Annotated in this window: 20 protein-coding genes and 2 pseudogenes; 13 read left to right on the top strand and 9 right to left on the bottom strand. The window is 60.5% G+C overall.

Translation table 11 applies throughout. From position 1 onward, the window contains the following. The first annotated feature begins 63 nt into the window (after positions 1-63). Complete coding sequence (eruA, locus tag KSS95_RS16520; RefSeq protein WP_217848141.1) at positions 64-4,002, top strand: NACHT domain-containing antiphage protein EruA; 3,939 nt, start codon at positions 64-66, stop codon at positions 4,000-4,002. 1,016 nt (positions 4,003-5,018) lie between these two features. On the opposite strand, the gene KSS95_RS16525 is transcribed toward eruA, so the two are convergent. From KSS95_RS16525 to KSS95_RS16535, 3 genes are all read right to left on the bottom strand, one after another. Further along, complete coding sequence (locus KSS95_RS16525; protein ID WP_217848142.1) at positions 5,019-6,275, bottom strand: hypothetical protein; 1,257 nt, start codon at positions 6,273-6,275, stop codon at positions 5,019-5,021. A gap of 239 nt (positions 6,276-6,514) precedes the next feature. Beyond that, positions 6,515-8,476, bottom strand: coding sequence for a DUF262 domain-containing protein (locus tag KSS95_RS16530; RefSeq protein ID WP_217848143.1), 1,962 nt, complete (start codon positions 8,474-8,476; stop codon positions 6,515-6,517). Next, positions 8,473-9,945 (bottom strand): DUF262 domain-containing protein, encoded by a 1,473-nt coding sequence (locus KSS95_RS16535; RefSeq protein WP_217848144.1) that lies wholly within the window; start codon positions 9,943-9,945, stop codon positions 8,473-8,475. The genes KSS95_RS16530 and KSS95_RS16535 overlap by 4 nt, the downstream gene beginning before the upstream one ends. Positions 9,946-10,630: 685 nt before the next feature. On the opposite strand from KSS95_RS16535, the gene KSS95_RS16540 reads away from it, so the two are divergent. Further along, a complete protein-coding gene (locus KSS95_RS16540) occupies positions 10,631-11,464 on the top strand; it encodes an isocitrate lyase/PEP mutase family protein (protein ID WP_217848145.1) in 834 nt (277 codons plus the stop codon). A 372-nt stretch (positions 11,465-11,836) separates the two neighbouring features. Here the strand turns inward: KSS95_RS16540 and KSS95_RS16545 are convergent, their stop codons facing one another. Together KSS95_RS16545 and KSS95_RS16550 are read right to left on the bottom strand one after the other, a co-directional pair. Continuing rightward, entirely contained in the window at positions 11,837-12,274 is a 438-nt protein-coding gene (locus KSS95_RS16545) for a hypothetical protein (protein WP_217848146.1), read from the bottom strand. A 158-nt stretch (positions 12,275-12,432) separates the two neighbouring features. Then, positions 12,433-13,080, bottom strand: a complete 648-nt coding sequence (locus tag KSS95_RS16550; protein WP_217848147.1) for a Qnr family pentapeptide repeat protein — start codon at positions 13,078-13,080, stop codon at positions 12,433-12,435. 240 nt (positions 13,081-13,320) lie between these two features. On the opposite strand from KSS95_RS16550, the pseudogene KSS95_RS24700 reads away from it, so the two are divergent. The 3 genes and pseudogenes from KSS95_RS24700 to KSS95_RS16560 all read left to right on the top strand — a co-directional run bounded on the left by KSS95_RS24700 (position 13,321) and on the right by KSS95_RS16560 (position 16,594). Beyond that, a pseudogene (locus KSS95_RS24700) lies at positions 13,321-13,635 on the top strand (site-specific integrase). 32 nt (positions 13,636-13,667) lie between these two features. Further along, the gene (locus KSS95_RS16555) at positions 13,668-15,254 is read left to right on the top strand and encodes an ABC-F family ATPase (RefSeq protein ID WP_134689693.1); all 1,587 of its coding nucleotides are present in this window, start codon (positions 13,668-13,670) and stop codon (positions 15,252-15,254) included. Positions 15,255-15,415: 161 nt separating this feature from the next. After that, the gene (locus KSS95_RS16560; protein WP_217848148.1) at positions 15,416-16,594 is read left to right on the top strand and encodes an MFS transporter; all 1,179 of its coding nucleotides are present in this window, start codon (positions 15,416-15,418) and stop codon (positions 16,592-16,594) included. On the opposite strand, the gene KSS95_RS16565 is transcribed toward KSS95_RS16560, so the two are convergent. Together KSS95_RS16565 and KSS95_RS16570 are read right to left on the bottom strand one after the other, a co-directional pair. After that, positions 16,544-17,602 carry an alpha/beta hydrolase family protein gene (locus KSS95_RS16565; protein WP_217848149.1) on the bottom strand — a complete coding sequence of 353 codons (1,059 nt, stop codon included), beginning with the start codon at positions 17,600-17,602 and terminating at the stop codon, positions 16,544-16,546. The genes KSS95_RS16560 and KSS95_RS16565 overlap by 51 nt on opposite strands. 129 nt (positions 17,603-17,731) lie before the next feature. Then, the gene (locus tag KSS95_RS16570; protein ID WP_217848150.1) at positions 17,732-18,343 is read right to left on the bottom strand and encodes an FMN-dependent NADH-azoreductase; all 612 of its coding nucleotides are present in this window, start codon (positions 18,341-18,343) and stop codon (positions 17,732-17,734) included. A 133-nt stretch (positions 18,344-18,476) separates the two neighbouring features. On the opposite strand from KSS95_RS16570, the gene KSS95_RS16575 reads away from it, so the two are divergent. Then, positions 18,477-19,379 (top strand): LysR substrate-binding domain-containing protein, encoded by a 903-nt coding sequence (locus KSS95_RS16575; RefSeq protein ID WP_217848151.1) that lies wholly within the window; start codon positions 18,477-18,479, stop codon positions 19,377-19,379. After that, positions 19,372-19,734, top strand: a complete 363-nt coding sequence (locus KSS95_RS16580; RefSeq protein WP_217848152.1) for an MmcQ/YjbR family DNA-binding protein — start codon at positions 19,372-19,374, stop codon at positions 19,732-19,734. The genes KSS95_RS16575 and KSS95_RS16580 overlap by 8 nt, the downstream gene beginning before the upstream one ends. A 24-nt stretch (positions 19,735-19,758) precedes the next feature. Here the strand turns inward: KSS95_RS16580 and KSS95_RS16585 are convergent, their stop codons facing one another. Further along, complete coding sequence (locus KSS95_RS16585) at positions 19,759-20,181, bottom strand: DUF1294 domain-containing protein (protein WP_217848153.1); 423 nt, start codon at positions 20,179-20,181, stop codon at positions 19,759-19,761. Continuing rightward, positions 20,181-21,011, bottom strand: coding sequence for an undecaprenyl-diphosphate phosphatase (locus tag KSS95_RS16590; RefSeq protein ID WP_217848154.1), 831 nt, complete (start codon positions 21,009-21,011; stop codon positions 20,181-20,183). The genes KSS95_RS16585 and KSS95_RS16590 overlap by 1 nt, the downstream gene beginning before the upstream one ends. A gap of 365 nt (positions 21,012-21,376) precedes the next feature. Between KSS95_RS16590 and KSS95_RS24850 the strand changes: the two are divergent. From KSS95_RS24850 to fapB, 6 genes and pseudogenes are all read left to right on the top strand, one after another. Next, positions 21,377-22,072, top strand: a pseudogene (locus KSS95_RS24850) (cache domain-containing protein); the annotation flags it as partial. Between the two features lie 138 nt (positions 22,073-22,210). Further along, positions 22,211-22,945: a methyl-accepting chemotaxis protein gene (locus KSS95_RS24855; protein WP_437179618.1), complete on the top strand. Its 735-nt coding sequence runs from the start codon at positions 22,211-22,213 to the stop codon at positions 22,943-22,945. A 122-nt stretch (positions 22,946-23,067) separates the two neighbouring features. Continuing rightward, complete coding sequence (pnuC, locus tag KSS95_RS16600; RefSeq protein ID WP_217848156.1) at positions 23,068-23,634, top strand: nicotinamide riboside transporter PnuC; 567 nt, start codon at positions 23,068-23,070, stop codon at positions 23,632-23,634. Next, positions 23,631-24,182 carry an AAA family ATPase gene (locus tag KSS95_RS16605; RefSeq protein WP_217848157.1) on the top strand — a complete coding sequence of 184 codons (552 nt, stop codon included), beginning with the start codon at positions 23,631-23,633 and terminating at the stop codon, positions 24,180-24,182. The genes pnuC and KSS95_RS16605 overlap by 4 nt, the downstream gene beginning before the upstream one ends. 301 nt (positions 24,183-24,483) lie before the next feature. Continuing rightward, a complete protein-coding gene (fapA, locus tag KSS95_RS16610; protein WP_217848158.1) occupies positions 24,484-24,924 on the top strand; it encodes a functional amyloid chaperone FapA in 441 nt (146 codons plus the stop codon). A 1-nt stretch (position 24,925) separates the two neighbouring features. Further along, entirely contained in the window at positions 24,926-25,498 is a 573-nt protein-coding gene (gene fapB / locus KSS95_RS16615; protein WP_217848159.1) for a fibril amyloid subunit FapB, read from the top strand. Positions 25,499-25,516: the final 18 nt, after the last annotated feature.

A 25,516-nucleotide genomic window follows, 5' to 3' on the forward strand; every position in this document is an offset into this window, starting at 1 on the left:
TGCTTCATCAATGTCGACGAGCGGGTTAACCTAGACGGCAATTTTTGGCTGAAGAAACAGGCTATGGAAAAGGAGCTTCCTTTCATTCCGCGTACCTTGGTGCACCAACATGGGCGCAACGCCCCCCTTTGTGATAGTGAACTTGACCCGCAACAAGCCCCAATAGTGATACTGGGCGAGGCTGGGATGGGGAAAAGCCGCTTGCTCGCACAACTGGCCTCACAAGCAGGTTGGCACATCGTGCGAGCCGACGAAATCGAGCTGGTTGGCAACGTCGCCTCGACAGTCATGCTGATAGATGCGCTCGACGAGACAACAGACGCTACCGACAATGCGCTGAAGGCGGTTTTGCAGGAACTGAAGAGACGCAACTGCCCGCCCTTCATCATTTGCTGCCGTGCCTCGGATTGGTCGCATGCAAAGCATGCAAGCTGGATCCAGGCTGCCTACCGCCAGGAACCAACAGAGTTGCGCCTGCAGCCACTCGATGACGAAGGTATCCAAGCACTCTTGCGTGCATACCTTCCCTCTGAGGAAGTCATCACGCTTCTGTCACACCTTGAGCGCTTCGGCCTGACCCACTGGCTTGGAAATCCACATACGCTGAAACTGATTGCCGAAAGCGCCAAGCATGGCAAACTGCCCGTCACTCGCTCCGAGCTGTTCCGACACGCCGTGGAACAACTTGTGAGCGAACATAATGACCTGAAGACAAATCAAGCCTTCGCCATCAAGGACGCCTTCGAGCTGGCCGGTGCAGTCTGTGCGGCACTTTTACTGACGGGCCACACAGCTATTTCACGCCAAGCACAACCTACCCGATCTACCGATGTCTCCATCATCGAACTGAGGCAACTGCCAAACACCGATCGGATCGAAGACTTGCTGGGTACCCGCTTGTTCAGGGTGCTTGATGCCAATCGCTTTGAATGCATCCACCGAAGCATTGCCGAATACCTAGCCGCTCACTGGCTGGCACAAGAACCTCTGTCTCGCAGAATCCAGCGCCGGCTGCTTGCGATGTTCCATCAGCATGGCATCGTGCCCTCCGGCCTACGCGGCGTGCACGCATGGTTGTGCCTGAACCCGAAACTGGCCCAATGCGTGATATGCATGGACCCAACAGGCGTCATCGAGAACGCGGACCTGACCGGGCTTGATCCAGCCTCAGCCACCCTGTTACTAGAAAAACTGGAAGAGTGCTATTCGAGTAATCCAATGGCACTTTCTTGGTGGCGCCCCGGCGCTGCCGCTGAACTGCTTAGCAAAGGCTTGGTGGACGAGCTGGTAAACATCGGTACAGATCAAAGCAAGCCAGTGCATCTGCGCCTGCTCGTTCTCGAGTCGCTGGATGCCTCGGCGAAGCTAGAGCCGTTCAAGAACCAGTTGTCGGCCACCATGCTCGACAGTGCGGATGTGTATGGAGCTCGCCGAGCAGCACTACAAGCACTGCTTGCCCTCTTGTCGAGTGATGAGTCCCTTGATTGCATTCGCACCCTGCACGCAGGTGCCGATCCAGACTCCGTCAGGCTAGCCTTCGACCTTGCTTGCCTGATCGATTTCGACGGTGTCGAAAATGAACTACTCGCCGCGCTGATCATTGGTTGCTCAGACCAGAACGACCGCTTCGGTGAGTTGTGGGACAAGTTCGCCCCGGTCAAATCCGACTTTCCGGCGTCGCGACGCACGTCACTGTTGAATTGCCTGATCGACCAGGCTCCCGCGGAAATACTCAGTACCGAGTTCTATACCCGGCAGGTTGACGAGTTTCGCGAACTGCTTACTGCCCTGACCTTAGCGGCGATGACGGACAATACGCTCTCTCCAGCTCAAGCTTGGCGAGCGTTTAGCTTCCTCTGCTCAATTCCACTCTACCAAATGCTGGACCCCACCATTACTGAGCGTCTGGCCACAGACCACGCCTTTCGCCACGCAGTTCAACAACATGTGCTGTTCGACTGCAAAAATGGCGAGAGCCTTGACCAACGACATGAACGGCTGCAAGAGATCGGTCTTGGCTGCTCGGAAAACGACGCGATCGAGATGCTGACGAGGCTAGACGCCGACGACCTAGAGGACGAACGCTGGAAGGCTCTTGTGAGCCTAGTGCATCACGACAACGAGCACGGTGTACAAATTCGCGCCGCCGCGCGGCGGTTTGCCGGCAGCCACCCGCAAAGGCTGGAGTGGGCAGGCAACATCGAACTGGACTTCAGCCGTCAAGCGAATTGGGAACTACAACGACGCGAAAACCATACCCGCGCGGAACAGGACCGTCACAGCGCCGTTGCCCGGCTGAATGAGCACAAGGCAGCAATGGCCTCCATAAGCAAAGGTGACCACCAGTACCTGACCATACCCGCGCAAGCCTACCTGCGCGCATCTCGCCATAGCCTCGATGCAGGGGCCGGAAAGGGCGCTGTCGTGCAGTGGGCAGGTGACGAATTGGCAGCCGCAGTTTTCCTAGGTTTCGAAAACTACCTACAAAACATTCAAACACGCCTATCGGCTGAAGCTATAAGCCAGTACTTCGCCCGATTCAGCCAATACGAACGCAACGACCAGGAAGCGGCGTTGGCAGAGCTTTCCGCAGAGATCATCCTGGCTGCGGCAATCGAGCACGCACGCACCCGAAAGTCTTTGGAATGCTTAACGACCGAAGCGCTGTTCGCCATCTTTCTTTCGCTCAAACACCCCCCCTTCACGGCACCTGACACGCTGGAAACGCTGGTGTACCAGGCGCTAGGCGAACGTAACCTTCTGATGGAGGCCATAAAGCTCTGGTTCGAACCCTGTCTGCTTATCGGCGAGCGCATCCCGCAGCTTCATCCAGATAACCCGGAGATCTATAAGCAAACCGAGAAAATCCTGACGAAACTGGCAAGCGACTGGCTGGAGTGCCGACCGGACCTGCCCGAGGCCGCGCAGTACTGGTGCTTGCAGCATCTGGCCTTCAATAAACCACGAGCCGTCCCCCATGCTCTGCAGCATTGGGGCTCGGGAAATTCTCGCCCCATTCCGCTATTCATTGAGGCCGTGCAACTCATCGTGAACTTCGAGGAAAAGTCGGCGCTACTCGACTGCACACCGGTGAACCCTGAACTATTGCTGGCACTTAGTGAGTTTCAGATGCTCACTCCAAGTGTGGCCACCACCAGCTGGATCATCGAAAGATTCAGAGGTTGGTATCCCATGATCGGCTGGCTCAAGGGCAACCTGATCGATGAAGACTGGTCGAAGCCGCCAAGTGAATACCTGCAACACCTAATCTTCCAGCTAAGCGCGCAGCAAACCAACGAAGCACACTCGGCCATGGACCTGCTGTGCGAAGCCTCCCGTGACAGTTACACCGAGTACCTGTGTGAACGCCGCACCCTGCAACGCCAGAGCAGCCAAGAACTAGCATACCAGCCACTCACGTTGGAGATGTTGCTGGCAATTAAATTTGACGGACCACCGCGCACCGGGTTCGATTTGCTGGCCTTCATTCTCGAACAACTGGAAGATGTTCAGCGCCGGATCAAGAATGACGCACTCAGCTCTTGGAAGCTGTTTTACAAGGACGACGGAGAGACGCCACAATCAGAAGAACATTGCCGAGATCGTTTGATCGGTATGTTCAATCATACAACGGCAGGTATCCGATTCGATCCCGAAAGCCGCGTGGTCGACCAAAAACGCGTCGACATCATGTGCGAAATCATGGGTATCACACTTCCCATCGAAATCAAGCTCGCCTGGAACGGGCAACTCTGGAACGCGGCCGACCAGCAACTCGATGACGGCTATGTCAGCTTCCACAGGGGCTCGGGCCTGGGCGTATATCTCGTGCTGTGGTTTGGAGAGCACTCCAAAAAACCTCGCCGTCCAGGAGACGGAAGCCCGCCCCCCAGCTCCCCGGAGCAGCTGAAGAAAATGCTGGTCGAGCGTAGTAAGGCCGCCACGCAGGGGCGTGTAAAGGTGGTGGTGCTGAATATGACACGTAGCCAGTCAGCGAAGTGATCCGTGACTGCCTGTCAACTATTCGTCGCTTAAGGCCGCGACGGAAACGCAGACCGTCCTTATGGTAGTGTGCGAGACCTGAAACCAGCTGCCAGTATCATTTCTGCTCGCGCATATCGCCCCCATTTCTCGCAGTCTATGCAGACAGACCTCAGTTAGTTGGCGTTGATGCGATCTTGACGGAGGCTACCGGAATGCATTGACCCACTTGAGTACTCAAGAAATGATGGCCTCGCGGGTAATTCGGAGGCAGCGTATGGGGCGGTCAAAATCAGCAACCTGGGTCAAAATCGCATCAGCGCCGACACTCTAGACCGCTTGGGTTGCTTATCCAGTACACGGAAGCGCACTGAATACCAGGCACGTCCACCCCGCCCCGCTTCAGAAATCACCATTCGCGATCGCTCACACACCCAGTGCAAATGGGGGCAACCCCGGGGGCAAGTTTGAATTTTTTCCGCCTGAAACATCGTCCTAGAGCCAAGTCAAAATGTTTTTGGCGACCCTGAGAGTCTTTAGGTTTCGTCGGGCTGGCTGTTTAGCTGATCAATTCTGGCTTTTCATAGGCCATGGAAACCGATCCACCTCCAGTGGATTGCTACATTGGGGTGATATATAAGGGCATGCTTTGGATGGTTTGAACAATATACCCCAGCCTAATAACTCAAGCCTGCAACGCTGCGCCGACTGCCTGTCCAAGTGGGCGTGGAATGCGTGTCCAGATGATCGTGAGCTGGGTGTCCAAGTGTCGTGGAATCTGTCCCTTGCTGATGATGTCATTTGCCACCATATCGCTCGATAGACCGCAATACTTTTTGTACAGAGTCATTCCGTGGAAAAATAAGCTGGAAAAACTTCGCTGTATTGAACCGGTGCAACGACAAAAAACACTGTGATGCTTCGCCGCTGGGTCGGTGATAAGTGATCACCACTGGCTCCGCCACACTTAACCCTGGGCCTGTTTACCTGCGCCGGGAATCACACGATAGTTAAGCCAGCGCCAGTCAAACCATCACTTATCGTTTTGCCAGTTGCAGTAAGCGACGCCGATCTTCCGCTAAAATTCTCTGTACATTATCCAAGCTTCTTTGATCCGCTCGTTTATTAAAGGCTTCCTCCTGCAAGCTTTCAGAAAAAACCACCATCCGCTTGTGCCCGATCAACCCCGCCAGCCAGCCGGTCAACTCATTATTAAAGAAGGGATATGCACGATGTGAACCGAGATGAACCGCCACTGCGCGCAACTCAGTCAGGCAAATGACATCCGCGAGATCCTGATCAAAGGTGATCAATCGATCAAGGCAGAAATCTACACCCTTCAAGTCTTTAGGATTTGATAGCGACTCCATGATTCTGAGCATGTACAAATCCCAGGCACAGTTATTAATTATGCGAAGAGGATCTTCCTTATCCAAGACCGAATTCAATTTCTTTGAAAGCGTCGTTTTTTTTGTGTGGAAGAGGATATCGGCACAAACAATCAGTTCGCGTAGCATGAAGATTTGCAACTCATCATGCATGAAGTTGAGCAACGCCTCCATCTTCGCTTCCGGTGATGCCTTGACGCTGCTTTCTAAAATCTTGGCCCGCAAAATCATGCACTCCGCAGCCGCGGCTTGCTGAGCCAAAGCAACGCCCAAACCGCCCTCCAAGCTACGCGAAAATCCTTCAATCCAATCCTCGGCGAACGCCTCGGCTTGTTCTTGGTATAAGCCGCGATACCGATCCCCCCAGCCCTCACTCAATGGGGAATTATCAAGCGACAGTGCATGCACTGCGGCAATCGTTTCTTTGCAGAACTGGCGGGTTTCAGGCGACCACTTTTTCTGCGCTTCACAAAGATATATGTAAGAATTCAATCTCGCTAGATCATCTACGGAAAATGTGCGATGCAGATCAGCACGCACTGCATCGAGTTCAGGAGAAATACGCTCCGCATATGACAGCTTTCGAATATAGCTGGCCGCATTGGAATCCAAAAAAAGCGAGCCGCCCAATATGTACTTCACCTGCGTCCTGGACAAGGCAAAGGCTTTGTCCAAAATCCAAACGGACTTGCCGCGCAACATGGCCGAAACAAACCCTTTCTTGGAGAACTGCTTCCGCTCCAAGCTAAACGGCCCACCCGACTCAGCTGCCGCATACATGATGCGCCAGTCGTCGAGCAGTTCGATTTCTTCCTGAAAGCGCTCCAAGGCATCCTTTGGATTATTTGCAGAACATACGTAATGCAATGCCCGCTGGACTTCATACTCAGTGTATTCATTCACCATCAACCCACTCCCCTTGAAATTCTATTCGAATCATCGCCATAAAGGCGCATTAATATCCCCCTTCCATGGACAATCGCCTACATTAATTACCCATCATGGAGTAGCCGCTTGGTGTGCCTAGCCAAAATGTTTTTTTGCGACCTCTAAGAGTCTGTGACTGAGCTCAACTCATAGCCGTTGCAGGCATCCGTTTGTAACTATTAAGCACATCATCGTTACCAGAATCCGCTACTCCGGGCTCAGCCGCGGTAGTGCGCTTCCATAAGCACCAGCATCGCATTAACATGGTCCTTGATCTGAGTGTGCCCCCAGTCGTCCCCATTGCCCAGTACATGGAACATATGCGCCAGCTTCAAGGAGTCGTACTTTGGTTTGGCACGGAAAGCCGCCTGCTTCTTGATCACCGCCAGGTTGCTGTACGACGAGTTCTCTCCCGGGCTGAGCAGTACCAGGTTGCCAAAGCCGTGCAGTAGGTAGTCGTCCAGTGTACTGCCGAACTCTTCGTTCTGAGGGTGCACATGCTCGATCGAGTTCTTCGATGTGATCCGGTACGCGTGCAGCCGTTCCGAGTGCAACCAATTGAACGAGCGCCGTTCCCGCCAAAGAATGTATTCCAGCTTCTGGAACCAGTAGTGCTCGAAGCTCGTGCCGTGGTGCTCCTTCAGATAGGCGATCTTGTCCTTGATTGGCAAGGGTTCGGCAGTGTCGCTGGAAAGTAGTTGATAACTCGCCTCCTTCTGAGTCATCTCCGTAAGAGAAAGCTGGTTATCGATGCTTTCCAGCAGCTTCAATACCTGCTGTTCGCCCATGCCGGGCGTTTCGATCAGCTTGCCCAAGAACGGGGTCAACCAATACTGAGCGCTGCGCTCGCCGGTGAGGTAGCGCACGCTTTGCAACTGACTCAAGTCGGACGTCTCGAGATGCGTGCGCCATTCCGCAATGGCGCGCCTGCGTGGGCTGAGTGAGCTCAGGCGCAAGGTCCGCTCATCGTCCTCGCCCAGACGCACCCACTTGACTACCCAACGGTCGAACTGGAAGCGCACGCTCCACAGACACTCCATGAATGCCTTGGCTTGCGCTGCGCTGGCAGTTTCAACAAAGCGCGAGAAGCAGGCGTTGAGATTACCGTCGTTTACACGGCAACCGATGTCTTTATACCCCTGGGCGTGGCGGTAAATCCGGTAGGCGTGCATCAACAACAGACCAAAACTGACGATTGATTGATAGCGGGCGTCATCCTTGTCCTCGGTTTTGTCCGCCTGCTCAGCCTGGGTTCTCATCGACGAGATTTCGTCGATAGACCGGCCTCTGGTGTAACCGGCTGCAGGACGATTCAGGGAGAAGATATCGAAGGAATGGCTCAGCAGGTCATTGATGCCCACCAGGTTCCAGCGGACATCGGCGAAGACATCACGCAGGTTCCTTTCGAAGTAGTTACCCATGTCCTCGCAGGCCTGCCAGATCCCTTCATACGTAGTACGGTGATGGTTGATCCGCGACATCAAGCGGGCCTTGAGGATATCCGTCTGCTCAAGCTGAACGCCGCTGGTGTTTAGCGTGGCGAACAACTTGTTCAGGTCCATGCCGGCCGGCATGACGTTGTTGACCCACGTGACTTGGTTGAACAGATAGTAGCCAACACGTTCCAAGGCCTGCTCACCTCCCGTGGCGCGCAACAGTTTGAGGCGATCACTGGCAACCTTGCGCGCGGCGCTCAGATGCACCAGATAAGGATTGGCAGCATCCTCCTTGTCCAGCGACTTTTCCTCGGTCAAACCCGCCCAGGCACTCAACCGGGCCTGGACTTCGTCGCGGATATTGAAGGTGAGGCGCGGAACATTGCCCAACACCACCAGCGATCGTAGCGGAGAGCCTGTTTCCAACGCGCAGAAGGCAAGCGCCAGGATCATCAGGGTGGTCATTCGCTGCTGACCATCGATGAGCTCGTAAGTCATGCTTGCGGCAGGATTGGCGTTGGATGGCACAACGCTGCTTAGCACCGTCCCGAGGAAGTAATGTGCCTGCACCGACTGGCCGTCCGTGTCCTGCTCGCTGGCTTGGATGATCTGCTCGAGCAATTCCTCCACGGCATCGGCGGGCCAGACGTAGGGGCGCTGGTAACAGGGAATGGCCAACGAAATGTCCTGCGCGCACAGCGTGGCAGCGGACTGGACATGGGACTGGACCTGGGCGTTCATCATTTACCTCCTTGGCAGGCGAGGTCATCGCAACTGATGCGTTCGATGGCACTGCGTAACTCCGCGTCATAGTCATCGGCCAGCCGCTGCGGGTCAGGCCAAGGCAGATGCAGGTTGAGCGTCGAGTCTACCGACTCCACGAAGCGCTTCTTGATGCTGTTCTTGTCCAGTTGCTCAGCACTGACCGTATAGGTGTAGGCACGTAAGTAAATCAACAGCTCTTCGTGAGTGTGGGCACTTGCGATCCAGTCCAGCAAAGAGTTGTCCCTGAGATGCGCCTGCACGCCATCTTCCCGGACGCTGACGTCCTTGATCAGGCGATAGGAGAAGATCATCCGGAACATCCACAAGCTAGCCTCAAGCAAACGGAAAGTGCCAAACTGGCTGGCGTACATCAGCAACGCACAATCAAAAGCGCGGCTGAGAAACACACTGCCGCACGCGTCATGTACCAAGCGCTTGTAGTAATAGGAGAACGTGGATTTCTTGGCCGCCTTGTCGACTTCGAGCAAAGTCTTGTGCAAGCCTTGGAAATAGGTCACAACCCGCATGGTATTGACCCCGGTGCCCAGCGGCTGGCGCATGGCATAACCCGGCTGGACAATCTGTGTTTCCTTGCCCCAGGCATCGCGGTGAACTTGCAGAGACCGATAAGCGATGTCGCCGGTGTCGGGGAGCGTGCGTTCGGCAAGCTCAGTGACGATCTGCTTGCGTTCCTGTAGCGGATCGCGATCGCTGGCGACGTTGCGCCAGCGCAAACTTTGCCAGTGCCGAGACTTCATGAAGGCCGCGACCAGCGGTTTGAGGTCGCCGAGCGACTCCCAGGTCCGGGCGAAATCGTCTTGCACTGCGACAGCAACGCTGCGCAGGTGGAAGGCTTTGACGATGTCGGCACCGCCCAGGCGCACGCCCGAGGTGTTCTGGGTTTCGAAGAAACGGTAGGCGTCGTCTTCACGTCGAGTGACGACCAGGGTCACGTTGATACGGGAGAAGTCGATCCGTGGTAGGCGTTGCTGCTCTAGCCAGCGGAGATTCAGCTGGATGCGTCGATGGCTCTCCGGCGCGTTGAACTTCAACTCGGGCGCGCCCTTCTCGCCGTGCTGAAGGTAATGCAACAAGGCAAGGCTGGTGATTCGTTGCTGTCCGTCAATGATATTGAGCAGACCGCGCTGCCGCCCGTCGCCGCCTTCCTGGTGCAAAATGATGCTGCCCAGGTAGAAATCATGCGCAGGCGCATCGCTGCTAAAAAAGCTGCGCAAATCGTCGAGCAGCCGTTCCAATTGCTCCTCGCTCCAGCGGTAGGGCCGCTGATATTCCGGCAGATGCAGCCGGCCGAAGATGACCCCACCGTCGCTGGAGGGAATGCGCTTGCCGTTGAACACATTGTCGAGGCTCGTGGAGGCGACAGCGATGCCCTCCACGTCCAATGGCAATTGGGGGGCAAGCGGCCGCTCACTCACGGCTTGATTCATACGACAGTCCTTGTAATGGATTCCGGCGGCCAGCGTCCCCGGAGAGACAACTAAAGGACGCGATAATGGCACATGGCCACTTTATTCAAAAGCGCTATCAGAGCAGCCGCACGATCCTGCTCCGCAGCGGCGGGGGACAGACTGGGATGCGCTGACTGCTGCGACGCGTAGCGACTGGTACGAGCTCAAAGCATAAGTTGCGCAAATGAGTGAGGGATTGCACGCTCTGCGCCAGCCCCACCTCCGGTGCGTCCACTGTAATCCACTCGTAGCTGCTGTAAAAACGGGTACATCTGGGGGTACAAAACCAATTTCCCATTCATAACCTTTTGATTTATATGAATGTCCAAATGTTCTTCGGCGATCCGGACAGCCTTTGAAGCCGACCGGGGTAGTTTGCGGATTTATCGACTGATGAGTGGGTGCAACCAACCTGAATGCTGGCAGTGATCGACCTGCGCTACCGCGCCGCCATCCGCGACAAGCGCCTGGGTGAACAGAATGCCTGCTACGTTTCTCCAGAGCGATCTCCATTCCCAACAGCGCTTCATCGACAAATCCCAATACCAAGCTCAGCAATGGCGTCATGATGAAACCCTGGCCGGCGCCAACCACCATCGGCACGGGAATCAACGCCGCACCCAGCAGTGATCCATCAACATGATGTTCAAAGGAGCAGGATTTCATGGCAGCACTGGATACCGTTTTTCATGACCTCCACCAACAAGGGTTGCTGATCTTGGCCAACGTGGCTGACGCTGGCGGCGCGCGCCTCGTCGAACGCCTGGGCAGCAAGGCAGTAGCCACCAGCAGCGCGGCGATGGCCTGGTCCCACGGCTACCAGGACGGCAACAAGCTTACGCTGCAGTTGCTCGGTTCCACCATCGGCTCGATGACGCGGGTACTCGGCGTACCACTGACGGTGGATATCGAAGGGGGTTACTCGGACGATCCCGAACAGGTCGCCAAAGTCGTCGAGGCCGTCATCGCTGCGGGCGCGGTTGGAATCAATATCGAAGACGGTGTGGCCGCCCCCGAGCTACTCGTACACAAGATCGACGCCGCCAGGAGGGTTGCCGACCAGCACGGGGTCAACCTGTTCGTGAATGTGCGCTGCGACGTCTACCTGAAAAACCTGGTGCCCGCCGAGCAACGCCTGGAAGAGCTCCTCAAGCGCGCCGCACGGTATGCCAACGCGGGCGCGAACGGATTGTTCGCCGCAGGCGTCGTTGAACCTCATGAGATCGCCGCGGTGTGCCGGGAATCAAGTTTGCCGGTCAACCTGCTCTGGCGCACAGGCCTGCCTGCCCCTGACGAGCTGCAACGCCTTGGCGTCAGGCGTCTGAGTGCCGGCTCGAGCATCGCCGAGTTCTTGTATGGCGCCATGGACGGATTGGCCCGCAGCTTCCTGGAGAGTGGGCAACTCGACACCCGTACGTTGAAGGCCCATACCTACGGGGAGCTGAACGCGTTGATGGCCCCCAAAACAACTGACCTTGCGCGTACACAAGGTCGATAGCGCTCGTCCGCGACAGGCAACGCTCGACCCAGGGCTGCCCTTCAGCAAGGGCAGCTAACGGCCACTATCAGTGGTACTTCTGGAACACCACCCCAGGCTTCGCCAGGCGGGCTGCTCATCTGATCAACCTTGCCATTTGGGCCCTCGCTCGCCCCATGACCCTAGGCTCTGTACGAAAAGCCTTGATACTCGTTCATGCTGCGTTGAAAACCGCCTCGCAATGCTCATGTACGCCAGTACACTGCGCTTGCTCGGCTGTTTTCGCCTTGCCTGACCTTCGTCTCAAGACTTTTCATACAGAGCCTAACGCCCGAAAACCATACAGGCCGTGCGCAAAAAGAAAAGGCACCCGCAGGTGCCTATCGATGTTCATCAGGGCTGGAATCGACTGCCACAGGCGTGGCATAGCCAGGTGCGGCGCCACTCTTCCAGCTTGTCATACTGAGCGACGTTGAACTTCCAGTGCCGCACAAACCCGATCACACCGACGGTGACGAGCGTGGCGCCGATGAAAAACCGGGTCCAGTCCACACCCCAGTAGGTGTTAATCAGCTTGAGGCCATCGTAGAGAATAATGGCACCGACACCGGTCATGATGACAGGGCCCAGCAGGCGTTTGCCTGGGGGCGGGCCAACACTTGCTGCCAAATCGGTCTGATGCCGCCCCGTGGTTTCGACCGTGACCGGGCCATGACTTGAGTAGGCCTGATGGGTGGCTTGGATGCGCGTTGTCCCGGCAGCGTGAATCACCGATAACAGCTGGACATTTTGACCTTGGCAGTGCGGGCAGCAGATGGCGTTGTTGCTCACCACGTATTCATTCCTTTGAAGGGTGGAAAACGCGCATTCTAAGGCATTTGCACCCATGCGCGCACTAAGCGCTGCCCCCTCGCCGCGCAGAGGGTCGATCTGCGCAGCAGTGCGGGGCAGAGTCTTGTCCGTCTCACCGCGCCAGGCAATTGCAGGCGTCAACCCAAGACATTGATACCCAAGCGCGCAGCAAGATCACTCATCTGGTCACGACTCACCTTTACACCCTCCAGGTTCACTGTTCTGAGGTCCAAGTCCCCCAGTTCGGAATCTGTCAAGTCACACCCCGTAAAATCTGCGGAGTGCCAGTCAATGGCAGTGAAATCGCCACCGGAAAGATCCGAGCCTGCAAAACTTGCCCCGGCCAGGTTGGCGCCGGTCCAGCGATTATCCCAGAGCTCGCACTTCTCCAGGTTGACTTTTGAGAAATTGGCATATGCCAAGTTACTTTTATTGATGAAGGCACTGCAAAACCAGGATTTACTGGAGATTACGTTCATGAAGCTTGCACTGCTGAAATCCGCGCCCTGCGCCTTGGATTCGCTGATTTCAAGGCCCAGCGCACTGGCAAAGTTGAAAACACAGACCGACAGGTCGCAACGTTTGAAGGACGCACCTTTTAATTTCGCGCTGCGAAAACTACAGCCCACTTCACGGTCTCGGTCATAGAAGATGCAATCGACAAACTGCGTTTCCGACAAATCAACCCTGGAAAAGTCACAATTCAGGAAGCTCACGCCCTTTATGGTTCTACCGGTGAACTCATTCAGATCGAAACGCTTGTTTTCAAACACGGGTGATTCCATAAACACACTCACATCCTTGGCATCACTACGACAAATGGCAACGCAGCGCAGGCACTAAATTTCGAACCTTAACATAGTGCAATTCAGCCATAAACCGCTCCCCCCAGCACCGTTACCGCCAAGGGAAGGACACCAGAATCTCCTGCTTGGCATTTAACAGCCACCACCGGCGGCGTGCGCTGCATCCGAGGCCAATCTGAGCACGAGGCCGCAAAGCCGGCCTAGCGCGCAAGCCCATTTGTGTGCCAAGCGAGCAAAGGTGGGCTGTGGATCAACGCACCAAGTGTTACAATCCGCCACTTCAAATCAGCGCTCAGGCGCTGGACATCCGTGAACGCCGGCAGTACGACACCCGCCACACCTACGCAACCCTGTGCCCGATGGCTGGGATGAACCGCAGCGTTCATCGCGAACCAGCTTGGCCATAGCGTCGAGATGTTGCTTTCTACCTACGCGAAATGGATCAGCTCCTCCTCGGACTGGAGGGAGCTGGAGAAGCTGCCGCCCCGAGTCGAATTGGCCCAAGACTGGCCCAAGACCGACGAGAGGGCCTAAATACACCTCTGGAACCCCCGCAGGACAAGCACTTGATTTCTACCGCTAACATCACCATGCAGTTCGGCTCCAAGCCGCTGTTCGAAAACGTCTCGGTCAAATTCAACAACGGCAACCGCTACGGCCTGATCGGCGCCAACGGTTGCGGCAAGTCGACCTTCATGAAGATCCTCGGCGGCGACCTCGAGCCGTCCGGCGGCCAGGTGATGCTCGAGCCGAACACCCGCCTGGGCAAGCTGCGCCAGGACCAGTTCGCCTACGAGGACTTCACCGTGATCGACACGGTGATCATGGGCCACGAACAGCTGTACAAGGTCAAGGCCGAGCGCGACCGCATCTACTCGCTGGCGGAGATGACCGAGGAAGACGGCATGGCCGTCGCCGAGCTGGAAACCGAGTTCGCCGAAATGGACGGCTATACCGCCGACTCCCGCGCCGGCGAGCTGCTGCTGGGCCTGGGCATCCCCCTGGAACAGCACTTCGGCCCGATGAGCGAGGTGGCACCCGGCTGGAAACTGCGTGTACTGCTGGCCCAGGCGCTGTTCTCGGACCCGGACGTGCTGCTGCTGGACGAACCGACCAACCACCTGGACATCAACACCATCCGCTGGCTGGAAACGATTCTCACGGCGCGCAACAGCACCATGATCATCATTTCCCACGACCGTCACTTCCTCAACAGCGTCTGCACCCACATGGCCGACCTGGACTACGGTGAACTGCGCCTGTTCCCGGGCAACTACGACGAGTACATGACGGCCGCGACCCAGTCGCGCGAGCAACTGCTGTCGGACAACGCCAAGAAGAAAGCGCAGATCGCCGAGCTGCAGACCTTCGTCAGCCGCTTCTCGGCCAACGCCTCGAAGGCCAAGCAGGCCACCTCGCGCGCCAAGCAGATCGACAAGATCCAGCTGGCCGAGGTCAAGCCTTCGAGCCGCGTCAGCCCGTTCATCCGCTTCGAGCAAACGAAGAAACTGCATCGCCAGGCAGTGATCGTCGAGAAGATGGCCAAGGCCTTCGACGACAAGGTGCTGTTCAAGGACTTCAGCTTCACCATCGAAGCCGGCGAGCGCGTGGCGATCATCGGCCCCAACGGTATCGGCAAGACCACCCTGCTGCGCACCCTGGTCGGCGAAATGCAGCCGGACGCGGGCGCGGTGAAGTGGACCGACAGCGCCGAGGTGGGCTACTACGCCCAGGACCACGCCCACGACTTCGAAGACGACATGACCCTGTTCGACTGGATGGGCCAGTGGACCAGCGGCGAGCAGGTGATCCGCGGCACCCTGGGGCGCATGCTGTTCTCCAACGACGAGATCCTCAAGTCGGTGAAGGTGATTTCCGGTGGTGAGCAGGGTCGCATGCTGTTCGGCAAGCTGATCCTGCAAAAACCCAACGTACTGGTGATGGACGAACCAACCAACCACCTGGACATGGAATCGATCGAGGCGCTGAACCTGGCGCTGGAAAACTACCCAGGCACCCTGCTGTTCGTCAGCCACGACCGTGAGTTCGTGTCGTCGCTGGCCACCCGCATCATCGAGCTGACCGCCGATGGCGTGGTGGACTTCAGCGGTACCTACGACGACTACCTGCGCAGCCAGGGCGTGGTGGTCTGACCTTCCCGAGGCGTTCCGCGCCCCGCAGGAATCGGCCTTGCCGGCTCCTGTGGGGCTTGCTCGGGCTCGAGGGCTGAGCGGCTAGATAGTTAGCCTGCTTTCTTTTGCCTCGCGCAGCGGCCATGATGGACACAGCCCACCGCCCGCCCGCGAACGAGCCCATGACCACGCCCCACAGCACCCCCGGCATCACCCGGCAGATCCTCTCGATCGTCTTCTACACCTTCATCGCCTTCCTGTGCATCGGCCTGCCGATCGCGGTATTGCCCAGCCACGTGCATGATCAACTCGGCTTCGGCGCGGTCATTGCCGGCCTGACCATCGGCTTGCAATACCTGGCCACCTTGCTCAGCCGGCCCTTTGCCGGGCGCGTGGCCGACACCCTGGGCGGCAAGCGTGCCATCCGCTACGGCTTGTACGGTATTGCCGGCTGCGGCCTGCTCACCCTGTTCTCGGCCTGGGTCCAGGCCCTGCCCTGGCTGAGCCTGGCGCTGCTGTTGGGCGGGCGCCTGCTGCTGGGCATCGCCCAGGGGCTGATCGGGGTGGCGACGCTGAGCTGGGGCATCGGCCAGCTAGGCGCGCAACACACGGCGCGGGTCATCTCATGGAACGGTATCGCCTCCTATGGCGCCATCGCCATTGGCGCGCCGGCGGGGGTGCTGCTGGTGGATGCGCTGCACTTCGCGGTGCTGGGCCCTGCCCTGCTGGTGCTGGCGCTGCTGGCCCTGGCGGCGCTGCGCAGGCGCCCGGATGCCGAGGTGCTGCGCGGCGAGCGCCTGCCGTTCTGGTCGGCCTTCGCCCGGGTGGCACCCTGCGGCCTGGGGCTGACCCTGGCGTCGATCGGTTATGGCACCCTGACCACCTTCGTCACCCTCTATTACCTGGAGCGCGACTGGGTTGGCGCGGCCTGGTGCCTGAGCGCCTTCGGCTTGTGCTTCATCGTTTCGCGGCTGCTGTTCGTCAACGCGGTCAACCGCTTTGGCGGCTACAACGTCGCCATCGCCTGCATGAGCACCGAGGCCCTGGGCCTGACGCTGCTATGGCTGGCGCCAACGCCGCTGTGGGCGATGCTCGGTGCCGGGCTGACCGGGTTCGGCCTGTCGCTGGTGTACCCGGCGCTGGGCGTCGAGGCGATTCGCCAGGTGCCGAGCAGCAGCCGTGGGGCCGGCCTGGGCGCCTATGCGGTTTTCTTCGACCTGGCCTTGGCCATTGCCGGCCCGGTGATGGGCGCGGTGGCGGTACACCTAGGGTACGCCTCGATCTTCTGCGTCGCCGCCCTGCTCGCGCTGTCAGGGGTTGCGCTGAGCTTGTGGCTGGCCCGGCGCAGCCAGCGCGGCTGAACGCTCGGCAGGCACCGGCGCGCCCAGGGCCTGGCTGAAGAACGCCGTGGTTGCGCTGCGCAACGAGCGATGGATATGCCGGCGGTCGACACCCTCGGCATCCTTGCACAGCACCGGCATGCGCTGGTGCTGCTCGGCATCGCAGGGCGCCATGAACACGAAGTGCCCGGCCCCCGACAGCAGCCGGTAATCGGGGCTGACCGGCAGCTTGCGCGCCAGGGCGTCGGCGTTGTGCTCCAGGGCCAGCAACTGGTCGCGATCACCGCTGTAGATCAACGCCGGCACCTGCACGCCGGCCAGGGCGTGGCGCCCGAACATCAGGCTCAGCGGCGCCATCAACATCACCGCCCCGACCCGGGGGTCGGCCCGTGGCACCAGTTCGCTGTGGTCGGCAATCAGCACGCCATGGGTCTTGCAGGCATCGCCATCGCCCGGACGGGCCTCGCAGTAGCGGCGCAGACGTTCGAGGTCAGGCCTGGCGCCGGACAGGATCAACGCGGTTTCGCCCCCGGCCGAATAACCGATCACCCCGACCTTGCCGTCGTTCAGGTAAGGCGCGAGCAAGGCATCGGCACGCGCCGCGGTGATCGCGGCGCTTATCTGCAAAGGTCGGCCATAGAGGTTGCTGAGGGTGCCCAGACGACTGTGGTCGCGGCTGTTGTCACCGGGGTGGATCACCGCCACCACCACGAACCCCTGGCGTGCCAGGCCATTGGCCAGGTCGTGCAGGGCCATCGGGCTGCCGGTATTGCCGTGGGAGATCACCAACAGCGGGAACTGGCCCATGGCCACCGGAGCCTCTTCGGCGACCTGGGTCTGGTAGCCCTCGATCCGCACGTTGCGCACCTGGCCATTGGCCGGATAGAACACCAGCGCCTGCATGGGCCGCGCGTCGACCGGGTCGGCCAGGGTCAGACGGTGCAAGCCGGCCACCCATGGCGCCGCGTCGGCGCGGGCCAACAGGCCGGCGAGCAGCAACAGGGCCATCAGGGTGCGGGTTCGGTTCATCACGGTGCGTCAGGCGGGCAGCGGTATGGGTCAGCATAGAAGCCACTGCGCCGCGGCCACATGAAAACTGAATGAAAAAAGCCGACTGGCGCACGGGGCGCCAGTCGGCTTGCTTGCTGCAGGGCGGGTTCAGGCAGCGGCGAACAGTTCACCGGCAATCTGCGCCTGGGCGGCGTCGATGGCCTTGGCGCGGTGCTCGGGGCCGTAGGCCAGGCCGTGGGCACGGACGATTTCCAGGTCGCTGATACCGATGAAACCGAGGAACACCTTGAGGAAGTCCTCATGGCCGACACCGGTCGGCTGGCCCTGGTGCAGACCACCGGCGGTGGACACCAGGATCACCTTCTTGTCGCCGCACAGCCCTTCAGGGCCGGCTTCGGTATAGCGGAAGGTCTTGCCGGCGACGGCCACGCGGTCGATCCAGGCCTTGAGCTGGGTCGGCACGGTGAAGTTGTACATCGGCGCGCCAATCACCACCGCGTCGGCGGCCAGGAACTCTTCCAGGGTTTCGGCGCTGAGCTTGGCTTCGTGGGCCTGGGCGGCGTCGCGCATTTGCTCGGGGGTGCCGGCGGCCACCAAGGTGGCGGCGGAGAAATGGCTGATGGCGTCGGCGGCCAGATCACGGTAGACCACCTCGATGCTCGGATCTGCGGCTTTCCAGGCGTCGACCACTTCGCGGCTCAGTTGGCGGGAGGCGGAATTGTCGCCCAGGATGCTCGAATCGATATGCAACAGTTTCATGGGACTCTCCTGTGAATGAAGACCGCGGCGCTGGGCGATCAGGTTGGAGAGAATCCTACCGATACAGCGAATGGCTGATAAGTCAGCAAAAATGCGTTAGTTTGTTCCACTGATGGAACAATGAGACCGCCATATGCAAGACCTCAACGACCTGTTCTACTTCGCCCGGGTGGTCGAAGCCGGTGGTTTCGCCGCCGCCGGGCGCCAGCTGGGCATCCCCAAGTCGCGGCTGTCGCGGCGCATCGCCGAGCTCGAAGAGCGCCTGGGCACCCGCCTGCTGCAACGCACCACCCGCCAGCTCAAGCTCACCGCGGTGGGCGAACGCTACCTGAGCCACTGCCAGGCCATGCTGCTGGAGGCGGAAATGGCCGACGAAGTGGTGGCGAGCATGTCCAGCGAACCCCGCGGCCGCCTGCGGGTGTCCTGCCCGGTGGCCCTGGCCCATGCCTTCCTGCCGGATGTCATCAGCCGCTTTCTGGCCCAGTACCCCCAGGTGCAACTGGACATGGTACTGCTCAACCGTCGCGTCGACCTGATCTCCGAGGGCATCGACGTGGCCCTGCGGGTACGCGACCTGGGCGATGAAGACCCGGCGCTGGTCACCCGCCGCCTGCGCCAGGCGCAGATGCAACTGGTGGCGGCACCGGGCTTTGCCGAGCATGTCCGCGAGCCGGCGCAACTGGCGACATTGCCCGTGCTGGGGGCGACCGAGGCCGACCGCCTGGTGCATTTTCGCCTGTTCGGCCCTGGCGGCCGTGAACAGGAAGTGGCGTTGGAACCGCGCCTGGCCATCGATGACTTTGTCGTGCGCAACGCCGCGGTACGCGCGGGCCTGGGCTTCACCGCCCTGCCCAGCATGTTTTGCGAGGAGGAGCTGGCGCGTGGCGAGTTGGTGCGCCTGCTGCCAGACTGGTCGCTGCCGGGCGGCTACCTGCAGGCGGTTTACCCGCACCGGCGTGGGCTGCTGCCGGCGGTCAGGGTATGGATCGACCACCTGGCGGCTTCGTTCGAGGCGTGTGGAGAGCGTTATGTCTGAGCACAGGATGACGGCAGAACAGGTCGCAGCCTTCTGCCTGGCCCTGCCTGGGGCGCAAGAGGACTACAAATGGGGCGGCATACGAGTGTTCTCGGTGGCCGGCAACAAGATGTTCGCGATCCAGGGCCTGAGCGGCGACGGGCTGGCGTTCAAGGTGGCCGACGAGCTGTTCCTGGGCTATTGCGACCGCCCGGGGATACGCCCGGCGCCCTACCTGGCGCGGGCCAAGTGGGTCAGCCTGGAACAGCCCTACCCCATGGCCCGGGAAGAAATGAGCGACTTGCTGCGCCGCTCGCACCAGCTGGTGGTGCGGCGCTTGCCCAAGCGGCGGCAGGTGGGGTTGCTGCTGGACTGATGTACTGCAAGTGAAGGCATGGGGTCAGAACCATTGCCCCAGCCAACGGCCATCCAGTAGCAGGTGATCGATCCAGAACAGCTGGTGCACCGCAACAATGGCCCAGAACACCAGCTGATAAGACAGCTTGCGGGTCTTGTGGCGCAACAGCTGCTGGGCCAGCAATGCCCCAGGCCAGCCCCCCAGCAGCTCGCTGGCATGCAACACCTTTTCCGGCGTACGCCAGGCCTGGGTGCGTGCCTGCTGCTTGTCCTGCCAATACAACAGCAGGCTGATCACGCTCACTGCCGGATACAGCGCCAACGGCAACCACGACTGGCCGCTGAGGCCCATCTGCAGGCCTCCCAGCAACGGCAACAGGCACAGCCCCGCCAATATCAGCAACTTCAGGCGCGCATTGCGCACGCCCTGGGCCTCTACCCGGCCCTCTGCCCGTGCCCGCGCCATCAGCCGTGCGCCGTCGCCCAATCGACCCAGCCAAACTCCCAGGTGGCCAGGATCAGCAAGCCAAAGGCAATGCGGTACCAGGCAAATACCGCGTAACTATGGTTGGCAATGAACTTGAGCAGTCCGCGCACGGCAATCATGGCGAAGATGAACGACACCACGAAGCCCAGGGCGAACACCGGCAAGTCGCCGGGCTGGAACAGCTCGCGGTACTTGTACCCCGAGTACACCGCCGCGCCGACCATGGTCGGCATGGCCAGGAAGAACGAGAACTCGGTGGCGGCCTTGCGCGACAGGCCGAACAACAGGCCGCCGATGATGGTCGAGCCCGAGCGGGAGGTCCCCGGAATCATCGCCAGGCACTGGATGAAACCGATCTTCAAGGCATGGCTCCAGCGCATCTCGTCGACATGGTCGACTTCCACCCGGTGCTCGCGCCGCTCGGCCCACAGCATGATCACGCCGCCCACCACCAGCGCGGCCGCCACCGTGACCGGGTTGAACAGGTACTCATGAATCAGGTCGGCGAACAGCACGCCCAACACCACCGCCGGCAGGAAGGCGATCAGCAGGTTGGCGGTGAAACGCCGCGCGGGGGCCTGCGTCGGCAGGCCGACCACGACATCGAGGATCTTGCGCCGAAACTCCCACACCACCGCCAGGATCGCGCCCAGCTGGATGATGATGTTGAACGCCATGGCGCGTTCACCGCCAAAGCCAATCAGGTCGGCAACGATGATCTGGTGCCCGGTACTGGAAATCGGCAAAAACTCCGTCAGGCCCTCGACCACGCCCAAGATGATTGCCTGCAAGGCACTCCAAAAATCCATCAATCCCCCAAGTGCGACGCTGCGCGTGGCAGGCCGCTTATTTTGATTTATCTACAGGTGCCGCACGCGGCGACGCTGTTTTACAGCGACAGTTGGTCCAGAAGCCAGCTGAAAAGTTCAGCGGCCTAAAGGTTTCATCTGGCGCGGCCGAAATCTTATCAGAGCCAGTGTTGCAGCTCCTGTATTACCTGCAACATGGCTTGTCAGGTTTTACCCATTAGCCGTTGGTCGTGTGGGGGCCGATGGCAAAGCATGCTTGGATGCAGTCGAAAAAAAGAACAAGACTGGAGTAACGCATCATGAAGACCCTGAGGTCGATGTCGATCAGCCGCCGCCTGTGGCTGATCCTGCTGGTGGCGGTTGCCATGCTGGTGGTACTGGGCCTGTTGCTGTTGCGCCAGCTGCATGGCGACCTTTACCAGGCCAAGGCCGAGAAGACCCGCCACGTGGTGCAGACCGCCGCCGGCGTGCTGGCCTACTACCAAGGCCTGGAAGCCGCCGGCAGCCTGACCCGCGAGGCCGCGCAGCAGCAGGCCCTGCAGGTGGTGCGCGGGCTGCGCTACGACCACAACGACTATTTCTGGATCAACGACCTGCAGCCGAAGATGATCATGCACCCGGCCAATCCCAAGCTCGATGGCCAGGACCTGTCGGCGATCCGCGACCCCGACGGTTTTGCCGTGTTCAACGAAATGGTCGCCCTGGCCCGGAGCCAGGACGCAGGCGCGGTCGACTATCGCTGGCCCAAGCCCGGCGCCAGCGAACCGGTGGCCAAGACCTCCTACATCCAGCTGTTCAAGCCCTGGGGCTGGATCATCGGCTCGGGGGTGTACATCGACGATGTGCAAGCCGAGTTCGCCCGCCAGTTGCGCGATGCCTCGCTGGTCGGCCTGGCCATTGCCCTGGCGATGGCCCTGCTGGTGATGCTGATCGCCCGCAGCATCGCCCGCCCGCTGCAAGAGGCGGTACACGCCATGGGCACCATCGCCAGCGGCGAAAGCGACCTGACCCGGCGCCTGGACACCCACGGCCGTGACGAGATCACCCACCTGGGCGAGCACTTCAACCGGTTCAACGGCAAGTTGCAGGGGGTGATCGGCCAATTGCAGGGGGCCGCCCATGCCCTGGCCGAGTCTGCCGGGCATGTCGGCGACAACGCCGGCGCAGCCCAGGCCCGCAGCGCCCAGCAGTCGCTGCAGATGGACCAGGTGGCCACTGCCGTCAACGAAGTCACCTACGCCGTGCACGACGTGGCCAAGCACGCCGAGCAGGCCGCCAGTGAAATGCGCAATGCCCAGGCCCAGGTCGGCCATGGCCAGCAGGCGATCCATGGCAGCCTGCAACAGATCGACCGGCTCTCGGCGACCATCGACCAGGCCGTGCAGGTGATCCGCGAGCTGGCCAGCCACAGCACCAAGATCGGCGGGGTGCTCGAGGTGATCCGCTCGATCGCCGAACAGACCAACCTGCTGGCTCTCAACGCCGCCATCGAGGCGGCCCGTGCCGGCGAACAGGGCCGTGGCTTCGCCGTGGTCGCCGACGAAGTGCGCCTGCTGGCCCAGCGCACGGCCCAGTCGACCGCCGAGATCCAGACCATGATCGAGCACCTGCAAGGGCAATCGGAGGCAGCGGTGCGCGCCATCGACACCAGCAGCGAGGCTTCGCGCCAGACCGTCGAGCAGGCCCGCGAGGCCGGCAGCAGCCTGGATGCCATCAGCCAGGCCCTGGGCAACCTCGGCGCGCTCAATGCCTCGATCGCCAGTGCCACCTTGCAGCAATCCCATGTGGTCGAGGAGATCAACCGCAACGTCACCGAAACCGCCGACCTGTCGCAGCAGACCGCCGAAGCGGCGCGCCAGTCCAGTGATGCGGGCAGTGCCCTGGCACAGTTGAGCGAGGAACTGGAGCAGTTGCTCAAGCAGTTCAAGGTGTAGCGCGGGGCAGGCTCGCTGCATGAGGCGCGCCCTGCCCGCACACCGCCGATGAAGCGACTTCGCTTGAAGCCTGTCGCTTGAAGCTTGTAGCATCGCCCCCTTTCCCAGCCCAAGGATCGCCGATGTCCGGCCTCGAACTCTTCGCCGCCGCGCTCGGCGTCATCGCCGTCTGGCTCACCGTCAAGCAGAACCCCTGGTGCTGGCCCATCGGCCTGGTGATGGTGGTGCTGTACAGCTGGATCTTCTACGAAGTGAAGCTGTACTCGGACATGCTCCTGCAACTGGTCTACGCCGTGCTGCAGCTGTACGGCTGGTGGCAATGGACCCGTCCGGACCGGGTCGAGGACGCCCGCCAGGTGAGCCGCCTGGCCGCCGCGCCGCTGCTCAAGGGCCTGGCGGCGGGCCTGCTGGCCAGCCTGCTGCTGGGCGCCGGCATGGCCCACTGGACCGATGCCGCGCAACCCTGGCTGGATGCCGCCCTCACCGGCTTCAGCCTGGTGGCGCAGCTGTGGATGGCGCAGAAGCGCCTGCAATGCTGGGCCCTGTGGGTAGTGCTGGACGTGATCTTCGTCGGCCTGTTCCTGTACAAGGGGCTGTACCTGACCGCCGCCCTGTATGCCTTGTTCACCCTGATCGCGGTGCGCGGCTGGCTGGAGTGGCGCCGCGACCCGGCGCTGGTCGCGGCATGAAGGTCCTGGTGCTGTGTGGCCCGGAATCCAGCGGCAAGAGCTGGTTGGCCGGCGAGATCCAGGCCCACTTCGGCGGCGTGCTGGTGGGTGAGTACGTGCGCCACTTCATGGAACGCGAGCAGCGTGACACCTGCTACGCCGACATCCCCAGCATCGCCCGCGGCCAGCTCGACTGGGAAGACCAGGGCCGGGCCCAGGCGCCGCAGCTGCTGATCCTCGACACCCACCTGCTGAGCAATATCCTCTGGAGCCGCGCGCTGTTCCAGGACTGCCCCGCCTGGCTCGAGCAAACCCTCGCCGCCCGGCATTACGACCTGCACCTGCTGCTGCGCCCGGAGGGCGTCGAGTGGATTGGCGACGGGCTGCGCTGCCAGCCGCAACTGGAAGAGCGCCAGGCGTTCTTCGACGACAGCCTGGCCTGGTTGCAACGCCATCGGCAGAGCGTGCAGATCATCGAGGGCGACTGGGCGCAGCGCAGCGCCGTGGTGCTGCAGGCGGTACAGCGGCTGCTTGATGGCAAACAGCCACACTGCCCCACCGAGTGTTAGCCTGCCGTTACACGCCGCCGCGCCCCACCCCCCGTGTTTGCGGGCCCAGCGCCGAATCTGGGGAGAGTGTCTCAGGCGCGCAACAGCTTTGTGAAAACCTCGTGGATTCCCCGTCAATGCCGGGTTTGCCGACGGTCCCCGCGTGGGTTTGTCTCAGCACTGATACAACGAAAAGCCGGCGCGGCCAGTCACACCGCGCAACCCTCTGATTCAACAGCACTAACAAAAAGCGGCACACCTTCTGCTCTGCTCTTGGCAACGCGCGGCGCCAGGCCGACACGCCAAAGAAGGAATTGCCATCGTGGGGAAACCAGACAAAGGCATCTACCGCCTCCTGCTGCTCGGCTGCGCACTGGGTTCGAGCTTCGCCCTGCCAGTGCAGGCCGACAACGGCATCGTCGTCATCACCCGTGAAGTCCAGGTACGCCATGCCATCCGCCCGCCAGTGATCCCCGACCCCAACCCGGTCACCGTCAACACCAATCCCTCGGCGCAGATCCTGCGCCAGACCAACGAACTGAGCGACGGCGACTTCGCCGGCATCAGCAGCGGCGCGGGCATCAATTCGCTGATCACCCAGCAGACCAGCAACCTCGGCACCAGCATCAACACCCAGACACAACTGCCGAACATTGCCGGCGGCCGCGGCTCGGGCTCGGCTGGCAATGGCATCGCCAACATGGTCAATTCCAACGTCCAGCAAGGCCTGGGCGCGCTGAAGATCCTCAACGGAGGCCAGTGACATGAGGCGCTCGCTGCTGATGCTCGTCACCCTGTGCAGTGCTTCGGTCTTGGCCCAACCGCCGGTGGTCAACAACGCCACCATCGACAGCTCCGGCGCCCGCTACCAGGGCAACCTGGGGGTCAACCAGGCTGCCGGCGACCAGCAGCAGCAGGTCAACGCGCGGGCCATCGCCATCGGTCATGACGCCAACGCCAGCACCCAGATCCGCCAGCGCTCGCGCAGCCTGGTCGACCCGGCGCTCGACGCCCAGGCGAGCATCCAGGGCAACGCCTTCAGCCAGGGCAACGGCATCCTCGGGGTCAACCAGAGCGCCGGCGCCAGCAACCAGCAAGCCAACGCACTGCGCATCAGCGTCAGTGCCCAGCCACAAAGCATCGACGACAGCGTCCTTCTGCAACAGAACGTGGCGCTGCTCAACAGCTCGGATTCAACCGCCCCGACACCCGGCCATCGCCAGGTCAGCACCAGCGACCAGGCATTCACCGGTAGCCGTGGCGTGGTGCAGTTGAATCAGAGTGCCGGGGTGGGCAACCGAACGGCCAACACCCTGAGCATCCGGGTCGCTGACTGACCCAAACCTGCAAGACAA

The sequence above is a fragment of the Pseudomonas muyukensis genome (assembly GCF_019139535.1).
Lineage (GTDB): Bacteria > Pseudomonadota > Gammaproteobacteria > Pseudomonadales > Pseudomonadaceae > Aquipseudomonas > Aquipseudomonas muyukensis.

Coding starts and splice junctions, on each gene's coding strand:
- KSS95_RS16540 (WP_217848145.1), top strand. CDS start 10,631: ATGGCAGCACTGGATACCGTTTTTCATGACCTCCACCAACAAGGGTTG.
- KSS95_RS16570 (WP_217848150.1), bottom strand. CDS start 18,343: ATGAAACTGTTGCATATCGATTCGAGCATCCTGGGCGACAATTCCGCC.
- KSS95_RS16535 (WP_217848144.1), bottom strand. CDS start 9,945: ATGAATCAAGCCGTGAGTGAGCGGCCGCTTGCCCCCCAATTGCCATTG.
- KSS95_RS16585 (WP_217848153.1), bottom strand. CDS start 20,181: ATGGCGCGGGCACGGGCAGAGGGCCGGGTAGAGGCCCAGGGCGTGCGC.
- KSS95_RS16530 (WP_217848143.1), bottom strand. CDS start 8,476: ATGATGAACGCCCAGGTCCAGTCCCATGTCCAGTCCGCTGCCACGCTG.
- KSS95_RS16525 (WP_217848142.1), bottom strand. CDS start 6,275: ATGGTGAATGAATACACTGAGTATGAAGTCCAGCGGGCATTGCATTAC.
- KSS95_RS16605 (WP_217848157.1), top strand. CDS start 23,631: ATGAAGGTCCTGGTGCTGTGTGGCCCGGAATCCAGCGGCAAGAGCTGG.
- KSS95_RS16580 (WP_217848152.1), top strand. CDS start 19,372: ATGTCTGAGCACAGGATGACGGCAGAACAGGTCGCAGCCTTCTGCCTG.
- eruA (WP_217848141.1), top strand. CDS start 64: ATGGAAAAGGAGCTTCCTTTCATTCCGCGTACCTTGGTGCACCAACAT.
- fapB (WP_217848159.1), top strand. CDS start 24,926: ATGAGGCGCTCGCTGCTGATGCTCGTCACCCTGTGCAGTGCTTCGGTC.
- KSS95_RS16575 (WP_217848151.1), top strand. CDS start 18,477: ATGCAAGACCTCAACGACCTGTTCTACTTCGCCCGGGTGGTCGAAGCC.
- pnuC (WP_217848156.1), top strand. CDS start 23,068: ATGTCCGGCCTCGAACTCTTCGCCGCCGCGCTCGGCGTCATCGCCGTC.
- KSS95_RS24855 (WP_437179618.1), top strand. CDS start 22,211: ATGGACCAGGTGGCCACTGCCGTCAACGAAGTCACCTACGCCGTGCAC.
- KSS95_RS16590 (WP_217848154.1), bottom strand. CDS start 21,011: ATGGATTTTTGGAGTGCCTTGCAGGCAATCATCTTGGGCGTGGTCGAG.
- KSS95_RS16565 (WP_217848149.1), bottom strand. CDS start 17,602: ATGAACCGAACCCGCACCCTGATGGCCCTGTTGCTGCTCGCCGGCCTG.
- KSS95_RS16560 (WP_217848148.1), top strand. CDS start 15,416: ATGACCACGCCCCACAGCACCCCCGGCATCACCCGGCAGATCCTCTCG.
- KSS95_RS16550 (WP_217848147.1), bottom strand. CDS start 13,080: ATGGAATCACCCGTGTTTGAAAACAAGCGTTTCGATCTGAATGAGTTC.